Below are 20,927 nucleotides of genomic sequence, written 5' to 3' on the forward strand. Positions count from 1 at the left end.
GCGACCGGGCGCGCCACCGGGACGCGGAGCCGCCGGTCGTCCGGGCGCGGGCGCCTGGCGAGCAGCGGGCGCGTCGGTGGGCGCGCTGAAGGGGTTGTTGCCTACCCGTGGTGCACGCTGGCCGGGCTTGGGGGCACCGGTGCGGGGTCCTGCGGGCGCGGCAGCGCTCGGTCCGGGGCCTTCCTGGGCCTCGGGGCGGCGCGGCATGGCGGGCTTGGGCGCGCCGGGCTTCGGGGCCGTGGCGCCTTCGGCGGGCTTGCTCTCCGCGGGCTTGCTTTCCGCGGGCGCGCTCGCGGCCGGGGCCGTGGGCTCTGCGGGACGCGGGGCGCTGGATGGAACCGGGGGCGCGGTGGCCTCCGGCGCGGGGCGGGGAGCGCCGGGCTTCGGCGCTGCGGCCCGGGCTGGCCCGGGCTTGGGGCCTCCCTTGCGCGGGCCCGCGGGGGCTCCGGGCTTGCCGGGGGCAGGCTTCGCTTGGGTGGGCTTTTCCTGGGCGGACTTGCGCTCGCCGGAACCGGAAGCATACTGCTCGCGGATCCTGCGGGCTACGGGGGCCTCGACGGTCGAAGAAGCTGACTTGACGAACTCGCCTTGCTCCTTAAGCGTGGTCAAGAGCTCCTTGCTCGTGACCGTCTGGCCTGATGCGCTGAGCTCTTTTGCTAGCTCGTGCACGCGGATCTTGCCTGGCACTGCTCTCCTCACTGATGAGGCCGAGCGGTGACAGGCCGCACGACCTCGGGTTATCGCGGATGATTGTTCATCGCGGGAACTTCATTGCTTGCTCATGTGTGCTCGTGCCTACCCTTCTCGCAGGTCGCGCTGTCATGGTTCATCACTGCCGGTGGCGCTGCCCCGGGGCCCGATCATTGAGGTCGGCCGCCGACCACCCGTGGGTGGCGGTGAATCCCGTACATAACGATCAAGCTCCGTGGTGTCCACGTTTCCCGGCCGCCGCAGAGCCTTCCCGAGCGCGCGCCGCTTGACTGCCTTGTCCAGGCATTGCGCGGTGGGATGCAACCATGCTCCCCGACCAGGCAAGACCCGGCGTGGATCCGGGACCAGGCAAGCGCGATGCTCATCGCCCTGCCGAGCCACGATCCTCAACAGATCAGCAGCGAACGCGCGGCGCCGACAACCCACGCAAGTCCGCACCGGCATGTGGGCCGGGCGAAGTGGCATCGGGAAGATCGAACTGTCGCTCACGTTGAACCACCCACAATTGTAGCGCTATATGCGCGATACGTTAAATGCGAATCGTTCGGCGGGCCACCGGCGTTAGCCCTCCCCCGCCGCGGTGCTGGTAGCGCCGCAGCGCGCAGGGTCGATGCCAAGCACGAGCTACGCGTCATCACCGGCAGCGGCGTCGCTGCGGATATCGATGCGCCAGCCCGTCAGGCGCGCCGCGAGCCTGGCATTCTGACCCTCCTTGCCGATGGCCAGCGATAGCTGGTAGTCCGGCACGACCACGCGGGCCGAGCGGGTCGCGAGATCCACGACCGAGACCGACAGCACCCGCGACGGCGAGAGGGCATTGGCGACGAAGCGCGCGGGATCCTCGTCGTAGTCCACGATGTCGATCTTCTCCTGGCCGAGCTCGCTCATGACGTTGCGCACCCGCTGGCCCATCGTGCCGATGCACGCGCCCTTGGCATTGAGCCCGGCGATGTGTGACGTGACCGCGATCTTGGAGCGGTGGCCTGCCTCGCGCGCGACCGCGACGATCTCCACGGATCCATCGGCGATCTCGGGCACCTCGAGCGCGAAGAGCTTGCGCACCAGGTTCGGATGGGTGCGCGAGAGGGTGATCTGGGTGCCACGCATGCCGCGGGCCACTCCCACGACGTAGCACTTCAGCCGGTCGCCGTGCTCGTAGCGCTCGCCCGGCACCTGCTCCGCGGTGGGTAGGACGCCCTCGGTGGTGGAGAGGTCGCTGCCGATGCGGACGATCACCATGCCGCGCGCGTTCGCCCGCGCATCGCGCTGGACAACGCCGCCCACGATCTCGCCCTCGTGCGTGGAGACCTCGCCGAAGGTCCGATCGTTCTCGGCATCACGGAGGCGCTGCAGGATGACCTGTCGAGCCGTGGTCGCCGCGACGCGCCCGAACCCCTCGGGCGTATCGTCCCATTCCGCGACGAGGTTGCCGTTCTCGTCCTCCTCGTACGCCATCACGGCGACCTTGCCGGACTTGCGGTCGATATCGATCCGGGCGTGTGGCTGATGCCCCTCGGTATGGCGGTAGGCCGTGAGCAGCGCGCTCTCGATGGCCTCGATCACGGTATCGACAGGAATGTCCTTGTCGCTCTCGATCGCCCGCAATGCCGCGATATCAATGTTCACTTGTGGGACTCCTCATTGCTCGTGCTCCCGGCTTCCCCGAGCGCGAGCGCGACGGCCCGCGCATCCGGAGCCGAGAATTCCACCTGCACCCCCGCGCTGGACACCTCGGAGAGGTCAAGCACGTGCGCGGTGGGTCCATCCGGGCCACTGACCACGAGCATCACGCCATCTGGGTCGTCCTCGTCGCCGACGAGAGCGCCAACGCGCGCCTCGATGGAGCGGCCGGCCGCCCGCACCTTCACGAGCCGACCACGTGCGCGCCGCCAGTGGCGCGGCAGGGTCAGTGGGCGATCCACTCCGGGAGAGGTGATCTCCAGGACGTAGGCGAGCTCGCCGAACACATCAGCGGCGTCGAAGGCCTCGGACACCTCGCGGCTCAGGCCAGCGAGCTCGTCGAGCACGGGTGGCTGATCAGCATCGACTACCACGGTGACCATGCTGCGGTTGCCGGCTGGCGAGACCCGTACCTCCTCGAGATCGCAGCCATGGTCCCGCGCGAGGGGGGACACGATCCGGGCCAGGTCTTCCCGGGATGGCACTGGCATGAACAAACCCTTCATCTCGATTGCGCGGCGGTGCAGCGCGCGGCCGTCTGTGGCCGCGCGAGGCTCTAGCTTAGCGCGCCAGGGATGGCAGGATGACCGGTGTGAACTCGCACGCGCGCCCCGAGGGCATTCCCGGCAGGTCCATGACACGACGGCAGTGGCTCGCCGCTGTCCCGCCTGCAACGGTGGCCGCGGGCGCGACGCTCGCCCTCGTCGGCTGTGCCGCTCCCACCGCGCCGCGATCCTCGGTGACGGATGAGGACATGCTCGACCGGCATGCGGGGGCCGCGGCCCGGGATGCCGCCCTGGCCCGGTCGGCCGCCGCGACATCCCCCGATCGCGCCGAGGAACTAGGGATCGTGGCCGCGCAGCGCGTGGAGCACGCCGCAGCACTGCGCACCGAGATCGCGCGAGCGGCGGGCCGGAGCATCACTGAGCCGCCGGCGAGCGTCGACGCGGAGCGGGAGGCGGTGCTCGCCGAGCTTCCGGCGCTGATGCCGGGCAGCCCCGCGGGGCTCGATGAGGTGCGCGCGGCGCTGGCGGAATCCGTGGAGGCCACGCGGCGGGCCGCCATCCGGGCGATCGGCCACCGGTCGGGCCTGCTGGCCTCGGTCAGCGCCTCGTGCGCGGCCCATCTCGAGCTTCTCGGAGGTGCGTGATGCCGCCCTTGCGCCCTCTCGGGCCCCACGCCCGGGACTCCCATGGCAGCCCCGGGCCGGGCAATGATCCGGCCAGCCTCGACGAGGCCTCGGCGCTCGCCCGGGCCCTCGACCGCGAGCATGCGGCGGTGTACGTCTATGGCATGCTCCAGGCGTTCGCTGACGCGTCGGCGAGGGCGGGCGTGGGTGCCGCGCTGGCGGTCCACCGGGCTCGCCGTGATGCGGTGGCCGAGCTGCTGGCCACCCGCGGAATGGCCCCGGTGATCGCTGCCCCGGCCTACGAGCCTCCCGCGGACATCGATTCCTCGGCGTCCGCGCTCCGGGTCGCGGCCATCATCGAGGATGATTGCGCGAGGGCGTGGCACGCGGTGATCGTGCGCGCCACCGCGCGGACCGTGCGGGAGGCTGCCATCGATGCGCTGTCCGAGTGCGCGCGGACCGCGGCCTCCTGGAGGATCGCGCTGGGCGATCAGCCCGCCACGGAGCCATTTCCCGGCTCGCCCTGACGCCGGGCGGAGCGGACGCGGGCGATCGCGAAGCCATCCCAGCCCTTCGTGCCGACTGTCTGGATGACGGTGGCATCGAACCGGGGCTCGGAACCGAGGAGCTCGAGGCCCGCGCGGATGCCCTGTGCCGCGTGGTCCGCGGCGTCGACGATGGCACCGTGCCACACCGCGTTGTCGAGCACCACGACCGCGCCGTCGCCGCAGAGCGAGAGCGCGAGGCGGAGGTACTCGGGGATGTTCTCCTTGTCCGCGTCGATGAACACGAAGTCGAACGAATCAGCGGTCGGCGCCGATCGCGCTAGCTCCTCGAGGATGGTCGTCGCGTCGCCGATGCGTAGGTCCACGGCATCGCTGAGGCCAGCCTCCGCGATGTTCTCGGCGGCGATCCTGGCGTGGCGTGGCTCGTTGTCGATGGTGACCAGCTTGCCGCCCGGTGGCAGCGCGGATGCCATCCAGATGGTGCTGTAGCCGGCGAGGGTGCCGATCTCGAGCACGCGGCGGGCACCGCTCATGGCCACGAGCAGGTGAAGCAGCTTGCCGTGGTTCGGCGCGACCTCGATCGGGGGCAGGCCCGCATCCATCGCTCGACGGGCAGCGTGCTCGGCGCGCTCATCGGGCGTGACGACGAGCTCGGTTATCAAGTGCTCGACAGCGTCGACATCGGCGGGCAGGCCCAAGGGGTGGTTCGCGGACACCATATGCCGATCATGCCTTGTGGACGGGCATCCCCGCACCTGGGCGCAGGCAACCAAGGTGCGGGGATAATGCTTCTTCGGTCAGGCCAGTTCCTCGACCACGGTACCGGCGGGCACCTCGCGAGCCTCGCCAGTGACGCGGTCGCGGATCTCCACCACGCCGTTCGCCCAGCCGCGGCCCACCACGACGATGGTGGGGACGCCGATCAGCTCGGCGTCCTTGAACTTGACACCGGGCGATGCCTTGCGGTCGTCGAGGATGACCCGCAGCCCCGCGTCATCGAGCTGCGCGGCGATCGACTCGGCACCCGTCCGGGCTTGCTCGTCCTTGTTGGCGATCACCACGTGCACATCGGCTGGCGTGGCCTCGGCGGGCCAGCGCAGGCCCTTGTCGTCGTGCATCTGCTCGGCGATGACGGCCACGAGGCGCGAGACGCCGATGCCGTAGGAGCCCATGGTGACGCGCGCGGGCTTGCCGTTGACGTCGAGCACGTCGAGATCAAAAGCGTTGGTGTACTTGCGACCGAGCTGGAAGATGTGCCCGATCTCGATGCCGCGCGCCGCGACCAGCGTGCCCTCGCCGTCGGGCGAGGGATCACCATCACGGACCTCGGCGGCCTCGATGGTGCCGTCGGCCTCGAAGTCCCGGCCAGCGACAAGGTCCACGACGTGTTTGCCGGGGGCGTCGGCGCCGGTGATCCACCGCGTGCCCGGCACGACCCGGGGGTCGAGGAGATACCGGACCTTGTTGTCCCGCAGGGCCCGCGGCCCGATGTAGCCCTTCACCAGGAATGGCCGCGCGGCGAAGTCGGTGTCGTCGAGCATGGCGAACTCGGCCGGCGCGAGCGACGCCTCGAGGCGCTTCTCGTCGACGTCGCGGTCACCGGGAATACCCACGGCGAGCAGCTCCCACTCCTTGCCCGGCAAACGGGTCTTGACGAGGACGTTCTTGAGGGTGTCGGCGGCGGTGACGGGGCGCCCCAGGCGCTCGACCACCTCCTCGCGCGAGTTGGCCCAATCGACGAGCGTCGCGATGGTGGGAGTGCCGGGGGTGTCGAACACCGTCGCCTCGGGGAGGCCGTCGATCGGCAAGGGCTCGGGCGCCGGGGTGGTGACGGCCTCGACGTTGGCGGCGTAGCCGGTCTCGGGGCTGCGGACGTAGGTGTCCTCACCGATGGTGCTCTCGGCGAGGAACTCCTCGGAGGCGCTACCGCCCATCGCGCCGGACGTCGCGGTGACGATGACGTACCGCAGGCCGAGCCGGTCGAAGATGCGCTGGTAGGCGGCACGATGCCGCTGGTAGGACTCCGCGAGCCCCTCATCGGTGACGTCGAAGGAGTAGGAATCCTTCATGATGAACTCGCGGCCACGCAGGATGCCCGCGCGCGGGCGCTCCTCGTCGCGGTACTTGTTCTGCACCTGGTACAGGATGACGGGCAGATCCTTGTACGAGCTGTACTCGCCCTTGACGGTGAGGGCGAAGAGCTCCTCATGGGTGGGGCCGAGGAGATAGTCGGCGTTCTTGCGGTCCTTGAGGCGGAACAGCCCATCGCCGTACTCGGTCCAGCGCCCGGTGGCCTCGTAGGGCTCCCGCGGGATCAGCGCGGGCAACGAGATCTCCTGCGCGCCGATCGCGTCCATCTCCTCCCGCACCACGCGCTCGACCTCGCGCAGCACCCGCAGGCCCAGCGGCAGCCAGGAATAGATGCCCGGGGCGACGCGCCGGATGTATCCGGCGCGAACGAGCAGCTTGTGGCTCGGGACCTCGGCGTCAGCGGGATCCTCGCGCAGCGTGCGGAGGAACAGATGAGAAAGTCGGGTGATCACGGCATGCAACACTATCGTGCCCATCACGGTCGTCGCACCTGGCGGGGCCCTCGTGCCGCGCATCACCGATAGGGTGTATTGCGTGCTGATCATCCTCCCGCCCTCGGAGACCAAGTCCCTCGACGGCCCCGGCGCCCCGCTCGACCTCGCGAGGCTCGCGCTGCCCGCCCTCGGCCCGATCCGCCAGCACATCGCCGATGCCGTGGTCGCGCTGGCCGCGAGACCGGAGGAATGCGCGGCGGCACTGAAGCTCGGACCGACGCAGCTCGACGATGTGGCACGCAACGCGGCGCTGTGGTCTAGCCCCACGATGCCCGCGCTGGAGCGCTACACCGGGGTGCTCTTTGATGCTCTCGACGCGGGAGCGATGTCGTTGTCCGAGCGAGGCCGCGCGGAGGAGCGCCTGATGATCGGGTCTGCCCTGCTTGGCGCGGTGGGTGCTGCTGATCCGATCCCCTACTACAAGCTCTCCGCAGCCTCCCGGATCCCGGGCGAGCCCACGCTGCGCGCCTTGTGGCGGCCCGTGCTCGGCGAGGAGATCGCGGGGCTGGGCCGGGGGCTCGTCGTCGATCTCCGCTCGGGTGGCTATGCGGCGCTCGGGCCGGTGCCGGGCGCGATCTCGGTGACCGTGATGAGCGAGCGTCCGGATGGATCCCGCACGGTGGTGAGCCATTTCAACAAGCACTACAAGGGCCTGCTGGCGAGGGCGCTCGCGGTGGCCTCGCGGGAGCCCGCTGACGCGCATGGCATCGCGCGGATAGCGACCAGCCAGGGCATGCGCGCGGAGGTCTCGGGCGAGCACGCTGTGACGCTGGTCGTCTAGAGGCGTGGATCGTGCTCGGGGAAAGTGGCTCGTGGTGGACCGGCTGGCCCTGGAGCGCCGGCAAGCCTGGATATACCTCGCCGCGATCGCGCTGGGCCTGCTCGCTGGAAGCACGTGGCCGCGCGCCGGGGGGTACTTCGAGGCGCTGATCTGGCCGTTCCTCGTGCTGTTGCTCTACGTGACGTTCACCCAGGTGCCGCTGCTGCATGTTCGCGATGCGCTGCGGGATCGTCGCTTCGTGGCTACGGTCCTCATCGGCAACTTCCTCCTGGTTCCGGCGCTGGCATGGGGGCTGCTGCAGCTCGTGCCGGCCGACCCCGCGATCCGGCTCGGGGTACTTCTCGTGCTGCTCGTGCCGTGCACGGATTGGTTCATCGCTTTCACCCAGCTCGGCCAGGGCGATGTGCCGCGCGCGATCGCCGCGACACCGCTGAACCTTGTGCTGCAATTGCTGCTGCTGCCGCTGTACCTGTGGATCATCCTGGGACCGGGCCTGGCCGCGACAATGAGCCCACCCGATGTGCTGCCAGCGCTCGCGGTGGTGCTCGTGCCGCTGGCAGCGGCGATCGCCTCGGAGCGCTGGTTCGAGTCCCGGCCAGGCCGGGCCAGGGCGCGCGACCGCCTCGCATGGTTGCCCATCCCCTTGCTGGCGGTCGTCGTGCTCCTCGTAGCGGGAGCGCAGGTCCATGCTGTCGGCGAGGTGGTGCACCTGCTGCCCGTGCTGGTACCCGTGTTCGCCGCCTATCTCGTCGTGGCCTCGCTGCTCGCCCGGGGCCTGGCACGAGTGGCAAGGCTGCCCGTCGAGCAGGGGCGCACCCTGGCGTTCAGCATGGGGACGAGGAACTCGTTCGTGGTGCTGCCGGTGGCGCTGGCCCTGCCGGGCGGCGAGATCGTGGCGGTCGTGATCGTCACCCAGTCGCTCGTCGAGCTGCTCGGGATGGTCTTCTACCTGTGGTGGGTGCCCCGTGTCCTGTTCGCTGGGCGGCCGGAGCGAGCCCGTGGCTAGAGGGTGGCCGCGTCCTGGGCCGCACGCGCCTGCGCGACCTGCCGCGGGGTGAAGCGCATCCACAGGCCAACGAGGAGGGTCAGCAGCACGGCGAGGCCGGCCGTGGTGCCGATCGCGAACATGTAGCCATCGCCGAGGGCAGTGACCTGGTTGGCGGTCATCTCGTCGACGGGCCCGCTGATGCCGCCGAGGTACAGGGTGCGCGAGGTGGCGATCGCGCCGACCACTGCGAGGCCCAGCGCGCCGCCGAGGGTCTGCGCGACCAGGGCGATCGCGGTGAGCGGGCCGATCTCGCTCGAGGGGACCCCGGCCACGGCGCACAACGTCAGCGGCACCACGGCCATGCCCACGCCCGCGCCGACGATGACGATCGCCGGAAGCAGGTTCGCGGCGTAGGTGGATTGCTCGTCCATGCGGGAAGCGAGCCCGAGCCCGACGGCCATGAGGACGCCGCCCGAGGCAACGAGCCAGCGAGGCTGGTAGCGCACCGCGAGAGTCGCCGAGGCTTGCGCGGCGATGCCGAGCGCCACGGCGAACGGCAAGAAGGACAGCCCCGCCTCCAGCGGGCTGAAGCCGATGATCTCCTGGACGAACAGGGCCACGAACACTGCCATGCACATGGTGATGGAGCCCGCGATGGCGATCGCGGCGAACGTGACGACGCGGTCGCGGTCGCGGAAGAGCACAAAGGGCAGCAGGGGATTCTCGGCACCGCGCTCTACGAGGAGGAACACGCCGAGCAGCACGAGCCCGACCGAGAGGGCAACGATGACGCTGGCGTGGTCCCAGCCGGCCTCGGCGCCCTGGGTCAGCCCATAGACGAGGGCTGTCGCGCCGAGGGTGCCGAGCACCGCGCCGGGCACATCGAGGCTGCGGCGCGGGCCCTGCGACTCCGGCAGCGCGGTGCGGGCCATGACGAGGATGAGCAGGCCGACGGGGATGTTGACGAGGAAGATCCAGCGCCACGAGATCTCGGTGAGCACACCGCCGAGCAAGAGGCCGGATACGGAGCCGAGCGCGGTCATCATGGCAAAGATCGCGAACGCCTGGTTGCGCACGGGACCGGCGGCGAAGGTAGTGGCGACCAGCGCGAACGCGGTGGGCGAGGCCACTGCGGCCCCGGCGCCCTGGAGGACACGGGCGAGGATGAGCACCATGTCGGTGGTGGCGAGGCCAGCGATGAGCGAGGCCGTGGTGAACGCGGCAACACCAGCCATGAACATGCGCTTGCGGCCGAACGTGTCGCCGAGGCGGCCGCCGAGCAGCATCAGGCCGCCGAACGCGAGCGCATAGCTCGTGATGACCCAGGTCCGGCCACTGTCGGTGAGGGCGAGATCGTTCTGCAAGCGGGCGAGAGCGAGATTGACGACGGTGCCGTCGAGGACCACCATCAATTGCAGAGCGCTGAGCACGACGATGGCCCATCCGAGGACCCGAGTCGCTGCACCGTCTTGGGCCACGTGCGTTGTTCCTCCGCCCGATCCCGCTGGTGTCGCGGATTCCTGGTCGACCGATCGTGAGCCCGGCCCGTCGCTAGCCATCGCGTGCTTACTGCTCGCGTCGATGTCGATGCTCACGGTCCGCGCTCCTTTGCGTCGTCAATCGAACCTTTCGTTACCTATCGTCAACCAATACGTAATTCGTTTCATCAAATGCCCGGTGCGATTCCCGCCACATCGCCAAACACGATGATCGCGGGCGGGCGGATCCCGTTCTCGGCCACCGCTGCCGCAACGTTCGCGAGGTCGCTGCGCACGATCCGCTGCCCCCGCGTGGTTCCCTCCTGCACGACCGTCACGGGCGTCGCGGGCTCCCGCCCGCCCTCGAGCAGCGCGCCCGCGAACTGCTCGATGCGCTCGACCCCCATCAGCAGCACGATTGTGCCCCGCAGCCGGGCGAGCGCCGACCAGTCCGTCAGCGACTGGGGATGGCCGGGCGCAACATGTCCGCTGACGATCACGACCTCGTGCGCTACCCCGCGATGGGTGATCGGCACCCCCGCCGCGGCGGGCACGGCGAACGCCGAGGAGATCCCCGGGACCATCGTCACGGGCACCCCGGCCTCCACGCACGCGAGGAGCTCCTCGAATCCGCGGCCGAACAGGTAGGGGTCCCCGCCCTTCAGGCGCACCACGAACTTGCCGGCGCGGGCACGATCGATGAGGGTGTCGTTGATCGCCTCCTGGGCCATCGACCTGCCGTAGGGGATCTTCGATGCATCGATGACCTCCACCGACGGGGCGAGCTCCGCGAGCAGCTCGGGCGGGGCGAGCCGGTCGGCCACGACGACGTCGGCATGCGCGAGCAAGCGGCGGCCGCGCACCGTGATCAAGTCCGGGTCGCCGGGCCCCCCTCCGACGAGCGCCACGCCCGTATAGGAGCTCGAGCGGGCATCGTGATCATCGACCGCGCCAGTCTGCAGGGCATCACGGATGGCGTTGCGGATGGCGGCCGATCGCCGGTGATCCCCGCCCGCGATGACCCCGACGGTCAGCCCGTCATAGGCCATCGACGCGGGAGTGACCGCGGTGCCCTTTCGCGCCACGTCCGCGCGCACGCAGAACACGCGCTGCGACTCGGCCTCGGCGACGATGGCGGCATTGGTCTCCGGGTCATCGGTGCAGGCGATCGCGTACCACGCGCCGGAGAGGTCGCCAGGCTGGTAGGCGCGCAGCTCGAGCTGGATCTGCCCGCTGGCGGCCATGCCCTCGACCGCCGCGGTGGCCGCGATCGTCACTACCTCCACGAGCGCGCCCGATGCGACCAGCAGCGGCAGCCTGCGCTGGGCGACCGACCCGCCGCCGACCACGACGACCTTGCGGCCGGCGAGATCGAGCCCTGCCAGGTAGGGGGCCTGGACGGACGCGTGCTCGCGGCCCTCCGACGTGCTATCGCTCACCGTTGCTGCTCCTCACTCACTGTGCCACCCGCGCCGGCGGCGGCGAACCTGCCAAAGCCTAGTACCTGGCCATGCCGGCGGCACCAATGGCCTGGCCGCCCTGCGGGCAGTCGGCCCACGTGGCCCGCGCCACCGCGCCCGTGACAAACCGCCCCACGAGCTTGGGCACCAGCATGTCGATCGCCGCGGCGGCGCCCGGCACGGGCCCGCCGCGCACCGGTGCCGGGCGCGGCACAGGCCCGTCCTCGGCACGACGCGCCGCCCTGGTCAGCCGCTGTGCCGCGCAGATCGCCGCGGCCTCCGCCACGCTCCCTGTGCCCACCGTGGCCTCGAGCCGACGGCTTGGCGCCTCGACCGGGATCACGGTGAGCTCGGCGGGCGCGAACCCCTCGATGCGGATCGGCGCGAACGACTCCACCCCACGCACGAGCGCGGGCACCGCGGACTTGCTCTCCAGCGTCCCCACCCCCACGAACGTCAGGACCCCGGCTGCCCGCGCGAGCTCGGCCAGCATGTCCAGCACGTCGAGATGGCTTGCCCGGGAGGAGATCCCCAGCCCCGCGGTCACGATCACGCCGCCGCCCCCGCCCTCGCGGCGGCCCGCTGGACGAACCGCGCCACCGCCGCGGGCCGCGCCACGGGATGGGTATGCAGGTAGGAAGCGTGCACCCCGCGATGGACCAGGCCCTCGCGCGCCGCGGTGCCGTCGTGGGCGCGCCAGCCCCAGGCGGCATGCCCTGCTGTGGCCGCGGCTGGGCCGGCATCGATGCTGGTGCGGTGGAACTCGTGCCCGGTGATGCGCTCCCCGGCCTCGAACGACGCCGACGGGGCGAGGGCGATCGCGTCCCGGTATCCGAGGACGAGCCGATTCCCGAACCGAGCGCGCAGGTCGAGCGCGCCCACCATCTCGTGCCCGTCGAGATCGCGAGCGAGATAGACCAGTCCCGCGCATTCCGCGTGCACGGGCATGCCCCGCTCGATGGCGTCCCGGATCTGCGCGCGCACCACCGTGTTCTCCGCGAGCGCGCCCGCGTGCTCCTCGGGAAACCCCCCGGGCAGGATCAGGGCCGTGGAGTCAGCCGGCAGGGGGTCGGTCAGCGGATCGAAGCGCACGAGCTCGGCCCCCGCGGCCCGCAGCAACTCGTCCTGCTCGGCGTAGACGAAGCTGAACGCCGGCCCCGCCGCCACCGCTATCCGCGCGGATGCTGGTGCTGGCCCGGTGAGGGCTGGCGCGATGGCCGCCGAGGGATCCCAGGCCTCATCGCGGGTGCTCGCCCGGGCGAGAACGCGGATCGCGCCGAGATCGATGTGCTCGCGTGCCAGCGCGACCATGGCATCCCGCGCGGCGATGGCGCCCGCGCCGCCTTCCCGCGCGGTGACCAGCCCGAGGTGGCGGGAACGGACCGTCGCGGCATCCAGCCGCGGCACGCACCCCAGCACGGGCATCCCGGCCCGGTCGCACGCCTCCCGCAGGACCTCCGCGTGCCGCTCGCTGCCGACCTGGTTGAGGATCACCCCGGCGATCCGCACCCGCGGATCGAACGTGGCGAAGCCATGCAGCAGCGCGGCCAGGCTCTGGCTATGCCCCCGGACATCCACCACGAGCACCACGGGCGCCCCGAGCAGCGCGGCGATGTGCGCCGTGGAGCCGGTCGCGGGCTCGCCGCTGCCGATGCGGCCGTCGAAGAGGCCCATGACCCCCTCGATGATCGCGATGTCACACCCGCGCGAACCATGCTGGTAGAGGGGGCCGATCAGCTCCGGGCGGGCAAGGACAGCGTCGAGGTTCCGGCCGACCCGCCCCGTAGCGAGGCCGTGGTAGCCGGGGTCGATGTAGTCGGGGCCCACCTTGAACGGGGCGACCCGCGCGCCGCTATCCGTGAGCGCGCCCATGATCCCGGTGGCCAGTGTCGTCTTGCCGCTTCCCGAGGCAGGGGCGGCAAGCACCACGGCCGGAACTGTCACCACTCGATGCCCCTCTGGCCCTTGCGCCCCGCGTCCATGGGGTGCTTGATCTTGGTCATCTCCGTGACCAGGTCGGCGGCGGCGATGAGCTCCGGGGGCGCGTCGCGCCCGGTGATGACCACATGCTGGTTGCCGGGCCGCGCGCGCAATGCCTCGACCACCTCGCTGACTTCGATCCAGCCCCACTTGAGCGGATAGGTGAACTCATCGAGCAGGTAGAAGCGGTGCCGCTCGCTGGCAAGCCGGCGGGCGATCTCCGCCCAGCCCTCGCGCGCTGCCTCTGCATGATCCGCATCATCCCCATGCTTGCGGATCCACGACCAGCCCTCGCCCATCTTGTGCCACTCGACGGGGCCGCCGATGCCACTGGCGAGGTGGGCGTCGCCGAGCGCCCGCAGCGCGGTCTCCTCGCCCACCCGCCACTTGGCGCTCTTGACGAACTGGAAGACACCGATATCGAAGCCCTGGTTCCAGGCCCGCATCGCCATGCCGAAGGCGGCGGTGGACTTGCCCTTTCCCGTGCCGGTGTGGATGGCGAGCACCGGTTGCTGGCGGCGCTGCCGGGTAGTCAGGCCATCGTCGGGGATCGAGCCCCGCTCCGGTACGCCCTTGGGCATCGTGTTCCCTTCCTCCTCGGTGCCGCGCCACGTCCGAATGCCGACCGTCCTCGCCCGCCTCCCGGGGCAGCTACGCCGCGGCGGCCCCGGGCCCGCGCGCTGCGCGGACCACTCCGGAGACAGTACTGGCGGACAACTCGTTCAACCGTACGTATCCACCCCGGAGGTGGTGGGCGAGTTCAGCGGCAAGGCCGAGCGAGACCATGCCGTGCTCGCAATCAATCGTGATCGACGCGATGCCGTCCCTGGCCATGCCGCGCGCGGTGGATCTCGCGCGTGCGACGGGATCTGGTCCCGCGGTGGCGCGGCCATCGGTCAGCAGCACGACGAGTGCCCGCCGGTCCGGGTCCCGGCGGCGCTCGCGCTGGATGAGCGAGCGCGCCTCGACGAGCCCCTCCGCGAGCGGGGTACGGCCCCCGGTGCGGAGGTCGTGCAGGCGACGGGCCGCGACATCGGTCGAGCTAGTGGGAGGCAGCACGACGTCGGCGCTGCGACCCCGGAGGGTGATCACGGCGACCTTGTCGCGCCGCTGGTAGGCGTCACGGAGAAGGGACCGCACTGCGCCGGTCACCGCGGAGAGCCGATCGCGCGCGGCCATCGAGCCCGATGCATCCACCACGAAGATGACGAGGTTGCCCTCGCGGTCCTCGCGCGCCGCGCCGCGCATGTCCTGGAGCCGGATGGCGAGCCCGCCCCGCCGCGGGACCTCGGCCGCCGCGGCGCGGATCGTGGCGGGGGCATGCATGCCGTGGCCGGTGAAGGGAGCGTCCCGGACGATGCGGCCGCGGGGGGAGATCGATCGGGACCGGCGCCCCGCAGCGCCAGAGCCTCGTCCTGGGAGCTCGAAGCGGGGCGCGACGAATCCCGGGCCGGGCGCCCCGGCCTGCCGCTCCCGCGGGCTGCCACTGGGCCCGTTCGGCGGCTCCGGTGATGGTTCCTCTCCCCCGCCCGGGCCGTCATCATGCGGCCCGTCACCATCGGGCTCCCCGGGGCCACCGGGGCCGGGATCCTGGGAGCCGGGATCCTGGGGCCCGGGATCCTCTCCAGGCTCGTCCTCGTCGCCCGCCGCGGACCGGGCCTCGCTGATCGCGTCGTCGAGCTCGTCCTCGCTCATTCCTGTCTCATCGAACGGATCCCGGCGCCGCCGGTGCGGCAGCGCGAGCTCCGCAGCGATGCGAACGTCGTCCTCGACAACGGTGTCGCCGCCCCGCCAAGCGGCGTGCGCAACCGCGGCACGAGCGATCACGAGGTCCGCGCGCATGCCATCCACGTCGAGCCGGGCGCAGATCGCGGCGATGCGCCGGATCTCGCGCTCGGGCAGGCGCACCGCCGTTACGGCGTCCCGGGCTTCCCTGATGCGCTCGGCGAGCTGCGCGTCCTCCGCGGCATAGGCATCGGCAAAGGCCTGGGGGTCGCGCTCGTACGCGAGCCGCCGCACCACGACGGCCGTGCGGATGTCGAGATCGCGGGAGGCGGCCACATCCACGGCGAGTCCGAAGCGGTCGAGAAGCTGCGGGCGGAGCTCGCCCTCCTCGGGGTTCATGGTGCCCACGAGCACGAACCGGGAAGGGTAGGCGTGGGAGAACCCATCACGCTCGACATGCACCCGCCCCATCGCGGCGGCGTCGAGCAGCACGTCGACGAGGTGATCGTGCAGCAGGTTCACCTCATCGACGTACAGGACGCCATCGTGGGCGCGGGCGAGGAGCCCGGGCCGGAAGGCATGCTCGCTGTCGCGCAGGACGCGCTCGAGGTCGATCGAGCCCACGACCCTGTCCTCGGTCGCGCCGATGGGCAATTCCACCAGCGGGGCACGGTGCTGGTCCGTGCTCCCGAGCGGGCTCGGCAGGAGCCGAGCGAGAGCACGGACGATCGTGGACTTGGCGGTGCCCTTCTCGCCACGCACCAGGACCCCGCCGATGGCGGGGTTGATGGCGCACAGCACGAGCGCGAGGCGAAGCTGGTCCTGGCCGACGATCGCGCTGAACGGGTAGCCGGGGATCTCGCCCGGTTCGCCGGGGCGGCCCTGGATCACGATTCGCTGGCGGCTTCCCCGGCCGTTCGCGCGGTGGCATCGCTCGGGGTGCCCGCATCCTCTGCCGCGGCATCGTCGGCGCTGGAGACCTCCACGGGCGCAGCCTCCGCAGCGGGGGCAGGCTCGGGGGCGAGCTTGAGCACGCTGTTGGTCCAGTCCCACAGCTCCTGGTAGAGCGCGGGCTCGGTGTTGAGCTGCCGTCCAGCAGACGGGATCATGCGCTGAAGGTCCTTCTCCCACGTCTTGTAGCGCGAGGTGAAGCACCGCTCGAGCACCTCGAGCATCGCGGAGACACAGGTGGACGCGCCGGGCGATGCACCCAGCAGGCCCGCGATGGAACCGTCCTCGGCCGCCACGATGGCGGTACCGAACTCCAGCGTTCCCTTGGTGTCCTTGCCCGTGCGGATCGTCTGCACGCGCTGCCCGGCGGTGATGAGGTCCCAGTCCTTGCCGTCAGCGTCGGGGATGAACTCCGAGAGGGCGTCGATGCGGGTCTGGTCGGACTGCACGACCTGCTCGATGAGGTACTTGGTGAGTCCCATCTCGTGGATGCCGACGCTCATCATCTGGAAGATGTTGCCGGGCTTGACCGAGAGGAAGAGATCGGTCAGATGGCCTTCCTTGAGGAACTTGGGCGTCCAGCCCGCGTAGGGGCCAAAGAGGAGGCCGCGCTCCCCGGCGATGACGCGGGTATCGAGGTGCGGGACGGACATGGGGGGCGCGCCCACGGCAGCCTTGCCGTAGACCTTGGCCTCGTGCTGCTTGATCAGGTCGGGATTGGTGCAGCGCAGGAACTGGCCGCTGATGGGGAACCCGCCGAAGCCCTTGATCTCCTTGATGCCCGACTTCTGCAGCAGGGGCAGCGCGCCACCGCCGGCACCTACGAAGACGAACCGGGCGATGACGGTGCGCTTGGCGCCGGTGCGCACGTTGCGCACCTTGAGCTTCCAGCGGCCGTCGCTCTGCTTGGTGATGTTGGCGACCTCGTGCCCGAACCGCACGTCGTAGCCGAATGCACCAAGGTGGGTGAGCAATTGCCGGGTCAGCGCGCCGAAGTCAACGTCGGTACCGAGGTCGAAGCGGTTGAGAGCGATCGGGTCGCTGAAATCACGCTTGCTCGCCATCAATGGCAGCCACTCGGAGAACGTGCTGCGGTCCTGCGTGTACTGGATGCCCTCGAAGAGGGTCTCGGCGGCGAGCGCGTCGTACCGCTTGCGCAGGTACTTCACGTTGTCCTCGCCGTGCACGAAGCTGATGTGCGGCACCGGGTTGATGAACCGGGAGGGGTTGCCGAGGATGCCCTTCTCCACCGCGTAGGCCCAGTACTGGCGCGATACCTGGAAGCGCTCGTTGATTTCGATCGCCTTGTCGATGCTGACGCTGCCGTCGGGGTTCTGCGGCGTGTAGTTCAGCTCGCACAGCGCGGAGTGGCCCGTCCCGGCGTTGTTCCAGGGATCGCTGCTCTCGGCGGCGGCGGCGTCGAGCCGCTCGAACAACGAGACGGTCCAGTCGGGCTCGAGCTCGGTGAGCAGGGATCCGAGCGTGGCGCTCATGATTCCTGCACCGATCAGGGCGACATCGACCGATTGCTCGGTGCTGCCGCGGCTCGAAGCGTTGCTCCGGTCATGCGCATCTTGTTCTGGCACTGGACTCAACTTTCTTGTCCGGTCGTTCGGCACCCATCAACCTCCCCTAGACCCTAGCGGGCGCGGGGACGTGATGCTGTCACCGTCCGCGCAGGTCCGCGTGCGGTGTGTTCCATCCTGCCTCATCCATCTTCTAGCAGTATGCGCGATAGGGTGTTTTCGTGACCACATGGACCGCGGACATCCTCGGGGATGACTTCGAGCAGTGCACCATCGAGCTGGGCACGGACCCGGATGGCGAGGGCGAGATCGTCGCCACCCTGGTGCGCCATGTGCCGCCGGATGGTCGCTTCCCCGCTGCTCACAGCGCTGCCCTGTATGTGCATGGATACTCGGACTACTTCTTCCAGCGGCACCTCGCGGAGGCGTTCGCCGCTGCGGGCCACGCGTTCTATGCCATCGATCTGCGCAAGTGCGGGCGTTCTCAGCGCGCCGGCCTCACTCCGCATTTTGTGACCGATCTCGCGGTCTACGACGAGGAGCTCGGCGCGGCGATCGACATCATGCGGGCCGAGCTCCTCGCCGGGGCCGGGGATCGCATCGTCGTCTCCGCCCACTCCACGGGCGGGCTGATCGTGCCCCTGTGGCTGGATCGGCTCGAGCAGACCGAAGGCGGGACGAGCAGCCGGGGCATCATCGGCATGGTGCTCAATAGCCCCTGGTTCGACATGCAGGGCTCCTGGTGGCTGCGCAGCGTCGGCACTGCCGCCATCGATGCCGTGGGACGCGTGCAACCGCTGCGCATCGCCCAGGACGCTAAGTTCGACGGCTACGGGACGAGCCTGCACCGGGAGCGGCACGGCCAGTGGGAGTTCGACACCGAGTGGAAGCCCTACGGCGGCTACGCGGCACGGTTCGGGTGGCTCCGGGCGGTCCGGCGGGGCCACCTGCAGCTGCACCGGGGCCTCGAGACCGGCGTGCCGTCGTTGATCCTGCGCTCGGACCGGACGTGGTTCTCCCCCCACTACCAGCCCGAGATCGATACCGTGGACTGCGTGCTCGACGTGCGCCAGATAGCAAAGTGGTCGGGCTGCGTGGGCAACAGGGTGAGCGTGGTGCCGATCACGGGGGCGCGGCACGATGTGTTCCTCTCCAACGAGCCTGCTTTGTCGGAAGCATTGCGCGAGCTCGAAATCTTCCTCGAGTGGCTAGCCAGCCAGGATGCCCGCGAGCGGGGAGCCGAGGAGCCGGCGTCGGGGACCAGGGAAACGAGCGACGCGCCGGCGCGCTGACCGGGGGCGCACGGACCGGCGGTTCGGCAGTGGAGGTTCGGCAGTGGAGCACTACGACATCGTGATCATCGGGGCCGGGTCCGGCAACATGATCGTCAATCGCAAGTTCGCGAGCAAGAAGGTCGCGATCATCGAGGCGAACAAGTTCGGTGGGACGTGCCTGAACGTCGGATGCATCCCCACCAAGATGTTCGTCTACACGGCGGACGTGGCCGCCCATATCCGCGAGGCCGCGCGCTTCGGCATCACCGCGCGGCTGGACTCGGTGGACTGGCCGGCGATCGTGGATCGCATCTTCTCGCGCATCGATGCCAACGTGGCCGCCGCCAAGCAGTTCCGCGAGGACAACCCGAACGTCACGGTGTACTCCACGCGCGCGCGGTTCATCGAGGATCATGTGCTCGAGCTCGCCCCCACCGATGACGAGGGAGCACCCGGCGGCACCGGCGCACCCAGCACTGGAGGGCAACGGATCAGCGCTGATCAGATCGTCATCGCCACCGGCTCGCGCCCCACGATCCCGGACCAGTTCTCCAGCTTCGACGCCGTGGCGAGCGGTCGGGTGCCCGTCTACACCTCCGATGACATCATGCGGATCCCGCAGCTGCCAGACCGGCTGGTGATCGTGGGCGGTGGCTTCATCGCCGCGGAGTTCGCGCATGTGTTCTCCGAGCTCGGGGTGGAGGTCACCCTCGTCGAGCGTGGTCCCGCCCTGCTGCGCCACCACGATGGGGAGATCTCGCAGCGCTTCACCGCGCTCGCCAGCAAGCAGTGGAAGGTGCGACTGAACACCGAGGTCACCGCGGTGGAGGAATCACCGGGAGGCGCTCGCGTCACCTTGTCCACCGGCGATGTCCTCGAGTGCGCGGCGCTGCTCGCGGCTACCGGCCGAGCCCCCGATACCGGCGAGCTCGGCCTCGGCAACACCTCGGTGCGCGTGGAGGAGGACGGGCGGATCGTCGTCGACGCGCACCAGCGCACCAGCGCGGATGGGGTGTGGGCTCTCGGCGACGTGTGCTCGCCGTGGATGCTCAAGCATGTGGCCAACCACGAGGCGCGCGTGGTGCAGCACAACCTGCTGCATCCGGGGGAACTGATCAAGACCGATCACCGGGTGGTGCCCTCGGGCGTCTTCACCGCCCCCCAGATCGCGACGGTGGGACTGACCAGCGAGATGGCGAGCGAGGCGGGGCTCGACGTCGTGGAGTCGGTGTTCGATTACAAGGATGTCGCCTATGGGTGGGCGATGGATGATCCGGAGGGGTTCTGCAAGGTCATCGTGGATCGACCAACCGGGCTGATCGTGGGAGCGCACCTGCTGGGCGCCCACGCGACGGCGCTGATCCAGCAGGTCGTCCAGGCGATGACCTTCGGGATCAGCGCCGCGGAAATGGCGCGCGGGCAGTACTGGGTGCATCCCGCGCTGCCCGAGGTGGTGGAGAACGCCTTGCTCGGGGCGCGCATCCGGTAGGCGGTGCCCCAGGGCCGCGCGGTCACCAGGGGTTGGAGCGCAGCACCACCTCAGTGGCGAGCACGCCGAGCTCCGAGGCAGCACCGGCGGTATCGGTGGTCGTGACGATCCGGAGGTCACCGCGGATGTGCTGGCCGGACGCCTTCGCGTGGGCGAGCTCGCGGGGGCTGGTCGCGATGATGGTGGTGCCGACCTCGATCGCCGGGCAGGTGGCGTCGATGGCCGTGTCCTGGCTGGTCACCGCAGCGGGGTGGCCGGAGCCAAGCACGATGAGGCTGCTCGTGCGATCGAAGTGGTGGGCGGCGAACTGCCAGGCGACCACGGTGGCCGCACGGATCCCAGTGACGTGGACCCAGCCGAGGCCCAGCGCGTCAATGAGACCGAGGATGTCGGCGTCGGGGGTGGTCGTCGCTACGGGAACAGTGGCGGTGCGCAGGCCGGAATTGTGCAGGCGGGCGCACAACTCGTCGTAATCCTCGGCAGCGTCTCCCTCGGGGACGAGGATGAGGACGGCGGCGTTGCGCTGGTCCCCTCCGCATCGCGCCGTGTAGTCGTTCTCCCCCATTGTCTTCGAGACGATCTCCATGCCGTGCACGTTACGCGAATGGGATGGTCGCGACCTGCACAGTTGTGCGAACTCACTCGATTGCCGGGGTGGGGCACG

20 protein-coding genes are annotated in these 20,927 nt (G+C 70.3%); 6 read left to right on the top strand and 14 right to left on the bottom strand.

Going from position 1 to position 20,927, the window contains the following annotated elements; genetic code table 11:
• From HT102_RS03000 to rimP, 4 genes are all read right to left on the bottom strand, one after another.
• The coding region (locus HT102_RS03000) for a translation initiation factor IF-2 N-terminal domain-containing protein (protein ID WP_192037890.1) at positions 1-687 on the bottom strand (687 nt) is incomplete at its 3' end.
• 132 nt (positions 688-819) lie between these two features.
• Positions 820-1,176 (bottom strand): YlxR family protein, encoded by a 357-nt coding sequence (locus tag HT102_RS03005; protein ID WP_333473264.1) that lies wholly within the window; start codon positions 1,174-1,176, stop codon positions 820-822.
• Between the two features lie 159 nt (positions 1,177-1,335).
• Positions 1,336-2,337: a transcription termination factor NusA gene (gene nusA / locus HT102_RS03010; protein ID WP_192037891.1), complete on the bottom strand. Its 1,002-nt coding sequence runs from the start codon at positions 2,335-2,337 to the stop codon at positions 1,336-1,338.
• On the bottom strand, positions 2,334-2,882 hold the full coding sequence (gene rimP, locus HT102_RS03015; RefSeq protein WP_192037892.1) for a ribosome maturation factor RimP: 549 nt from the start codon (positions 2,880-2,882) through the stop codon (positions 2,334-2,336). Before rimP ends, nusA begins: the two co-directional genes overlap by 4 nt.
• Positions 2,883-2,974: 92 nt before the next feature.
• Here rimP and HT102_RS03020 point away from each other — a divergent pair, with 92 nt between their 5' ends.
• Positions 2,975-3,541 (top strand): hypothetical protein, encoded by a 567-nt coding sequence (locus HT102_RS03020; protein ID WP_192037893.1) that lies wholly within the window; start codon positions 2,975-2,977, stop codon positions 3,539-3,541.
• Positions 3,541-4,047: a ferritin-like domain-containing protein gene (locus tag HT102_RS03025; protein WP_192037894.1), complete on the top strand. Its 507-nt coding sequence runs from the start codon at positions 3,541-3,543 to the stop codon at positions 4,045-4,047. Before HT102_RS03020 ends, HT102_RS03025 begins: the two co-directional genes overlap by 1 nt.
• On the opposite strand, the gene HT102_RS03030 is transcribed toward HT102_RS03025, so the two are convergent.
• Entirely contained in the window at positions 4,011-4,745 is a 735-nt protein-coding gene (locus tag HT102_RS03030; RefSeq protein WP_192037895.1) for an O-methyltransferase, read from the bottom strand. The two genes, HT102_RS03025 and HT102_RS03030, sit on opposite strands and share 37 nt — an antisense overlap.
• A 78-nt stretch (positions 4,746-4,823) precedes the next feature.
• Positions 4,824-6,569 (bottom strand): proline--tRNA ligase, encoded by a 1,746-nt coding sequence (locus tag HT102_RS03035; protein WP_192037896.1) that lies wholly within the window; start codon positions 6,567-6,569, stop codon positions 4,824-4,826.
• A gap of 82 nt (positions 6,570-6,651) precedes the next feature.
• Between HT102_RS03035 and HT102_RS03040 the strand changes: the two genes are divergently transcribed.
• Complete coding sequence (locus tag HT102_RS03040) at positions 6,652-7,392, top strand: YaaA family protein (RefSeq protein WP_192038035.1); 741 nt, start codon at positions 6,652-6,654, stop codon at positions 7,390-7,392.
• A 31-nt stretch (positions 7,393-7,423) separates the two neighbouring features.
• Positions 7,424-8,398, top strand: coding sequence for an arsenic resistance protein (locus HT102_RS03045; protein ID WP_333473252.1), 975 nt, complete (start codon positions 7,424-7,426; stop codon positions 8,396-8,398).
• On the opposite strand, the gene HT102_RS03050 is transcribed toward HT102_RS03045, so the two are convergent.
• From HT102_RS03050 to mqo, 7 genes are all read right to left on the bottom strand, one after another.
• Positions 8,395-9,939 (bottom strand): DHA2 family efflux MFS transporter permease subunit, encoded by a 1,545-nt coding sequence (locus HT102_RS03050; RefSeq protein ID WP_192038036.1) that lies wholly within the window; start codon positions 9,937-9,939, stop codon positions 8,395-8,397. The genes HT102_RS03045 and HT102_RS03050 overlap by 4 nt on opposite strands.
• Positions 9,940-10,046: 107 nt before the next feature.
• Positions 10,047-11,297 carry a uroporphyrinogen-III C-methyltransferase gene (gene cobA, locus HT102_RS03055; RefSeq protein ID WP_192037897.1) on the bottom strand — a complete coding sequence of 417 codons (1,251 nt, stop codon included), beginning with the start codon at positions 11,295-11,297 and terminating at the stop codon, positions 10,047-10,049.
• A gap of 58 nt (positions 11,298-11,355) precedes the next feature.
• Positions 11,356-11,871 (bottom strand): cobalamin biosynthesis protein, encoded by a 516-nt coding sequence (locus tag HT102_RS03060; protein ID WP_192037898.1) that lies wholly within the window; start codon positions 11,869-11,871, stop codon positions 11,356-11,358.
• Complete coding sequence (locus tag HT102_RS03065; protein ID WP_408611296.1) at positions 11,868-13,262, bottom strand: cobyrinate a,c-diamide synthase; 1,395 nt, start codon at positions 13,260-13,262, stop codon at positions 11,868-11,870. The genes HT102_RS03060 and HT102_RS03065 overlap by 4 nt, the downstream gene beginning before the upstream one ends.
• Positions 13,259-13,879, bottom strand: coding sequence for a cob(I)yrinic acid a,c-diamide adenosyltransferase (gene cobO, locus HT102_RS03070; protein WP_192037899.1), 621 nt, complete (start codon positions 13,877-13,879; stop codon positions 13,259-13,261). Before cobO ends, HT102_RS03065 begins: the two co-directional genes overlap by 4 nt.
• Before the next feature lie 70 nt (positions 13,880-13,949).
• Complete coding sequence (locus HT102_RS03075) at positions 13,950-15,914, bottom strand: VWA domain-containing protein (RefSeq protein WP_333473255.1); 1,965 nt, start codon at positions 15,912-15,914, stop codon at positions 13,950-13,952.
• Complete coding sequence (gene mqo / locus HT102_RS03080; RefSeq protein ID WP_192037900.1) at positions 15,911-17,560, bottom strand: malate dehydrogenase (quinone); 1,650 nt, start codon at positions 17,558-17,560, stop codon at positions 15,911-15,913. The genes HT102_RS03075 and mqo overlap by 4 nt, the downstream gene beginning before the upstream one ends.
• 161 nt (positions 17,561-17,721) lie before the next feature.
• On the opposite strand from mqo, the gene HT102_RS03085 reads away from it, so the two are divergent.
• Both HT102_RS03085 and HT102_RS03090 read left to right on the top strand, forming a co-directional pair.
• Positions 17,722-18,792: an alpha/beta hydrolase gene (locus HT102_RS03085; RefSeq protein WP_192037901.1), complete on the top strand. Its 1,071-nt coding sequence runs from the start codon at positions 17,722-17,724 to the stop codon at positions 18,790-18,792.
• Between the two features lie 43 nt (positions 18,793-18,835).
• A complete protein-coding gene (locus HT102_RS03090) occupies positions 18,836-20,263 on the top strand; it encodes a mycothione reductase (protein WP_192037902.1) in 1,428 nt (475 codons plus the stop codon).
• Between the two features lie 22 nt (positions 20,264-20,285).
• On the opposite strand, the gene HT102_RS03095 is transcribed toward HT102_RS03090, so the two are convergent.
• The gene (locus HT102_RS03095; protein WP_192037903.1) at positions 20,286-20,849 is read right to left on the bottom strand and encodes an alpha/beta hydrolase; all 564 of its coding nucleotides are present in this window, start codon (positions 20,847-20,849) and stop codon (positions 20,286-20,288) included.
• Positions 20,850-20,927 lie beyond the last annotated feature (78 nt).

The organism is Lolliginicoccus lacisalsi (assembly GCF_014841105.1).
Taxonomy (GTDB): Bacteria; Actinomycetota; Actinomycetes; order Mycobacteriales; family Mycobacteriaceae; genus Lolliginicoccus; species Lolliginicoccus lacisalsi.

Coding starts and splice junctions, on each gene's coding strand:
- cobO (WP_192037899.1), bottom strand. CDS start 13,879: ATGCCCAAGGGCGTACCGGAGCGGGGCTCGATCCCCGACGATGGCCTG.
- HT102_RS03005 (WP_333473264.1), bottom strand. CDS start 1,176: ATGCCACTTCGCCCGGCCCACATGCCGGTGCGGACTTGCGTGGGTTGT.
- HT102_RS03030 (WP_192037895.1), bottom strand. CDS start 4,745: ATGGTGTCCGCGAACCACCCCTTGGGCCTGCCCGCCGATGTCGACGCT.
- HT102_RS03050 (WP_192038036.1), bottom strand. CDS start 9,939: ATGGCTAGCGACGGGCCGGGCTCACGATCGGTCGACCAGGAATCCGCG.
- rimP (WP_192037892.1), bottom strand. CDS start 2,882: ATGCCAGTGCCATCCCGGGAAGACCTGGCCCGGATCGTGTCCCCCCTC.
- HT102_RS03095 (WP_192037903.1), bottom strand. CDS start 20,849: ATGGAGATCGTCTCGAAGACAATGGGGGAGAACGACTACACGGCGCGA.
- HT102_RS03020 (WP_192037893.1), top strand. CDS start 2,975: ATGACCGGTGTGAACTCGCACGCGCGCCCCGAGGGCATTCCCGGCAGG.
- HT102_RS03025 (WP_192037894.1), top strand. CDS start 3,541: ATGCCGCCCTTGCGCCCTCTCGGGCCCCACGCCCGGGACTCCCATGGC.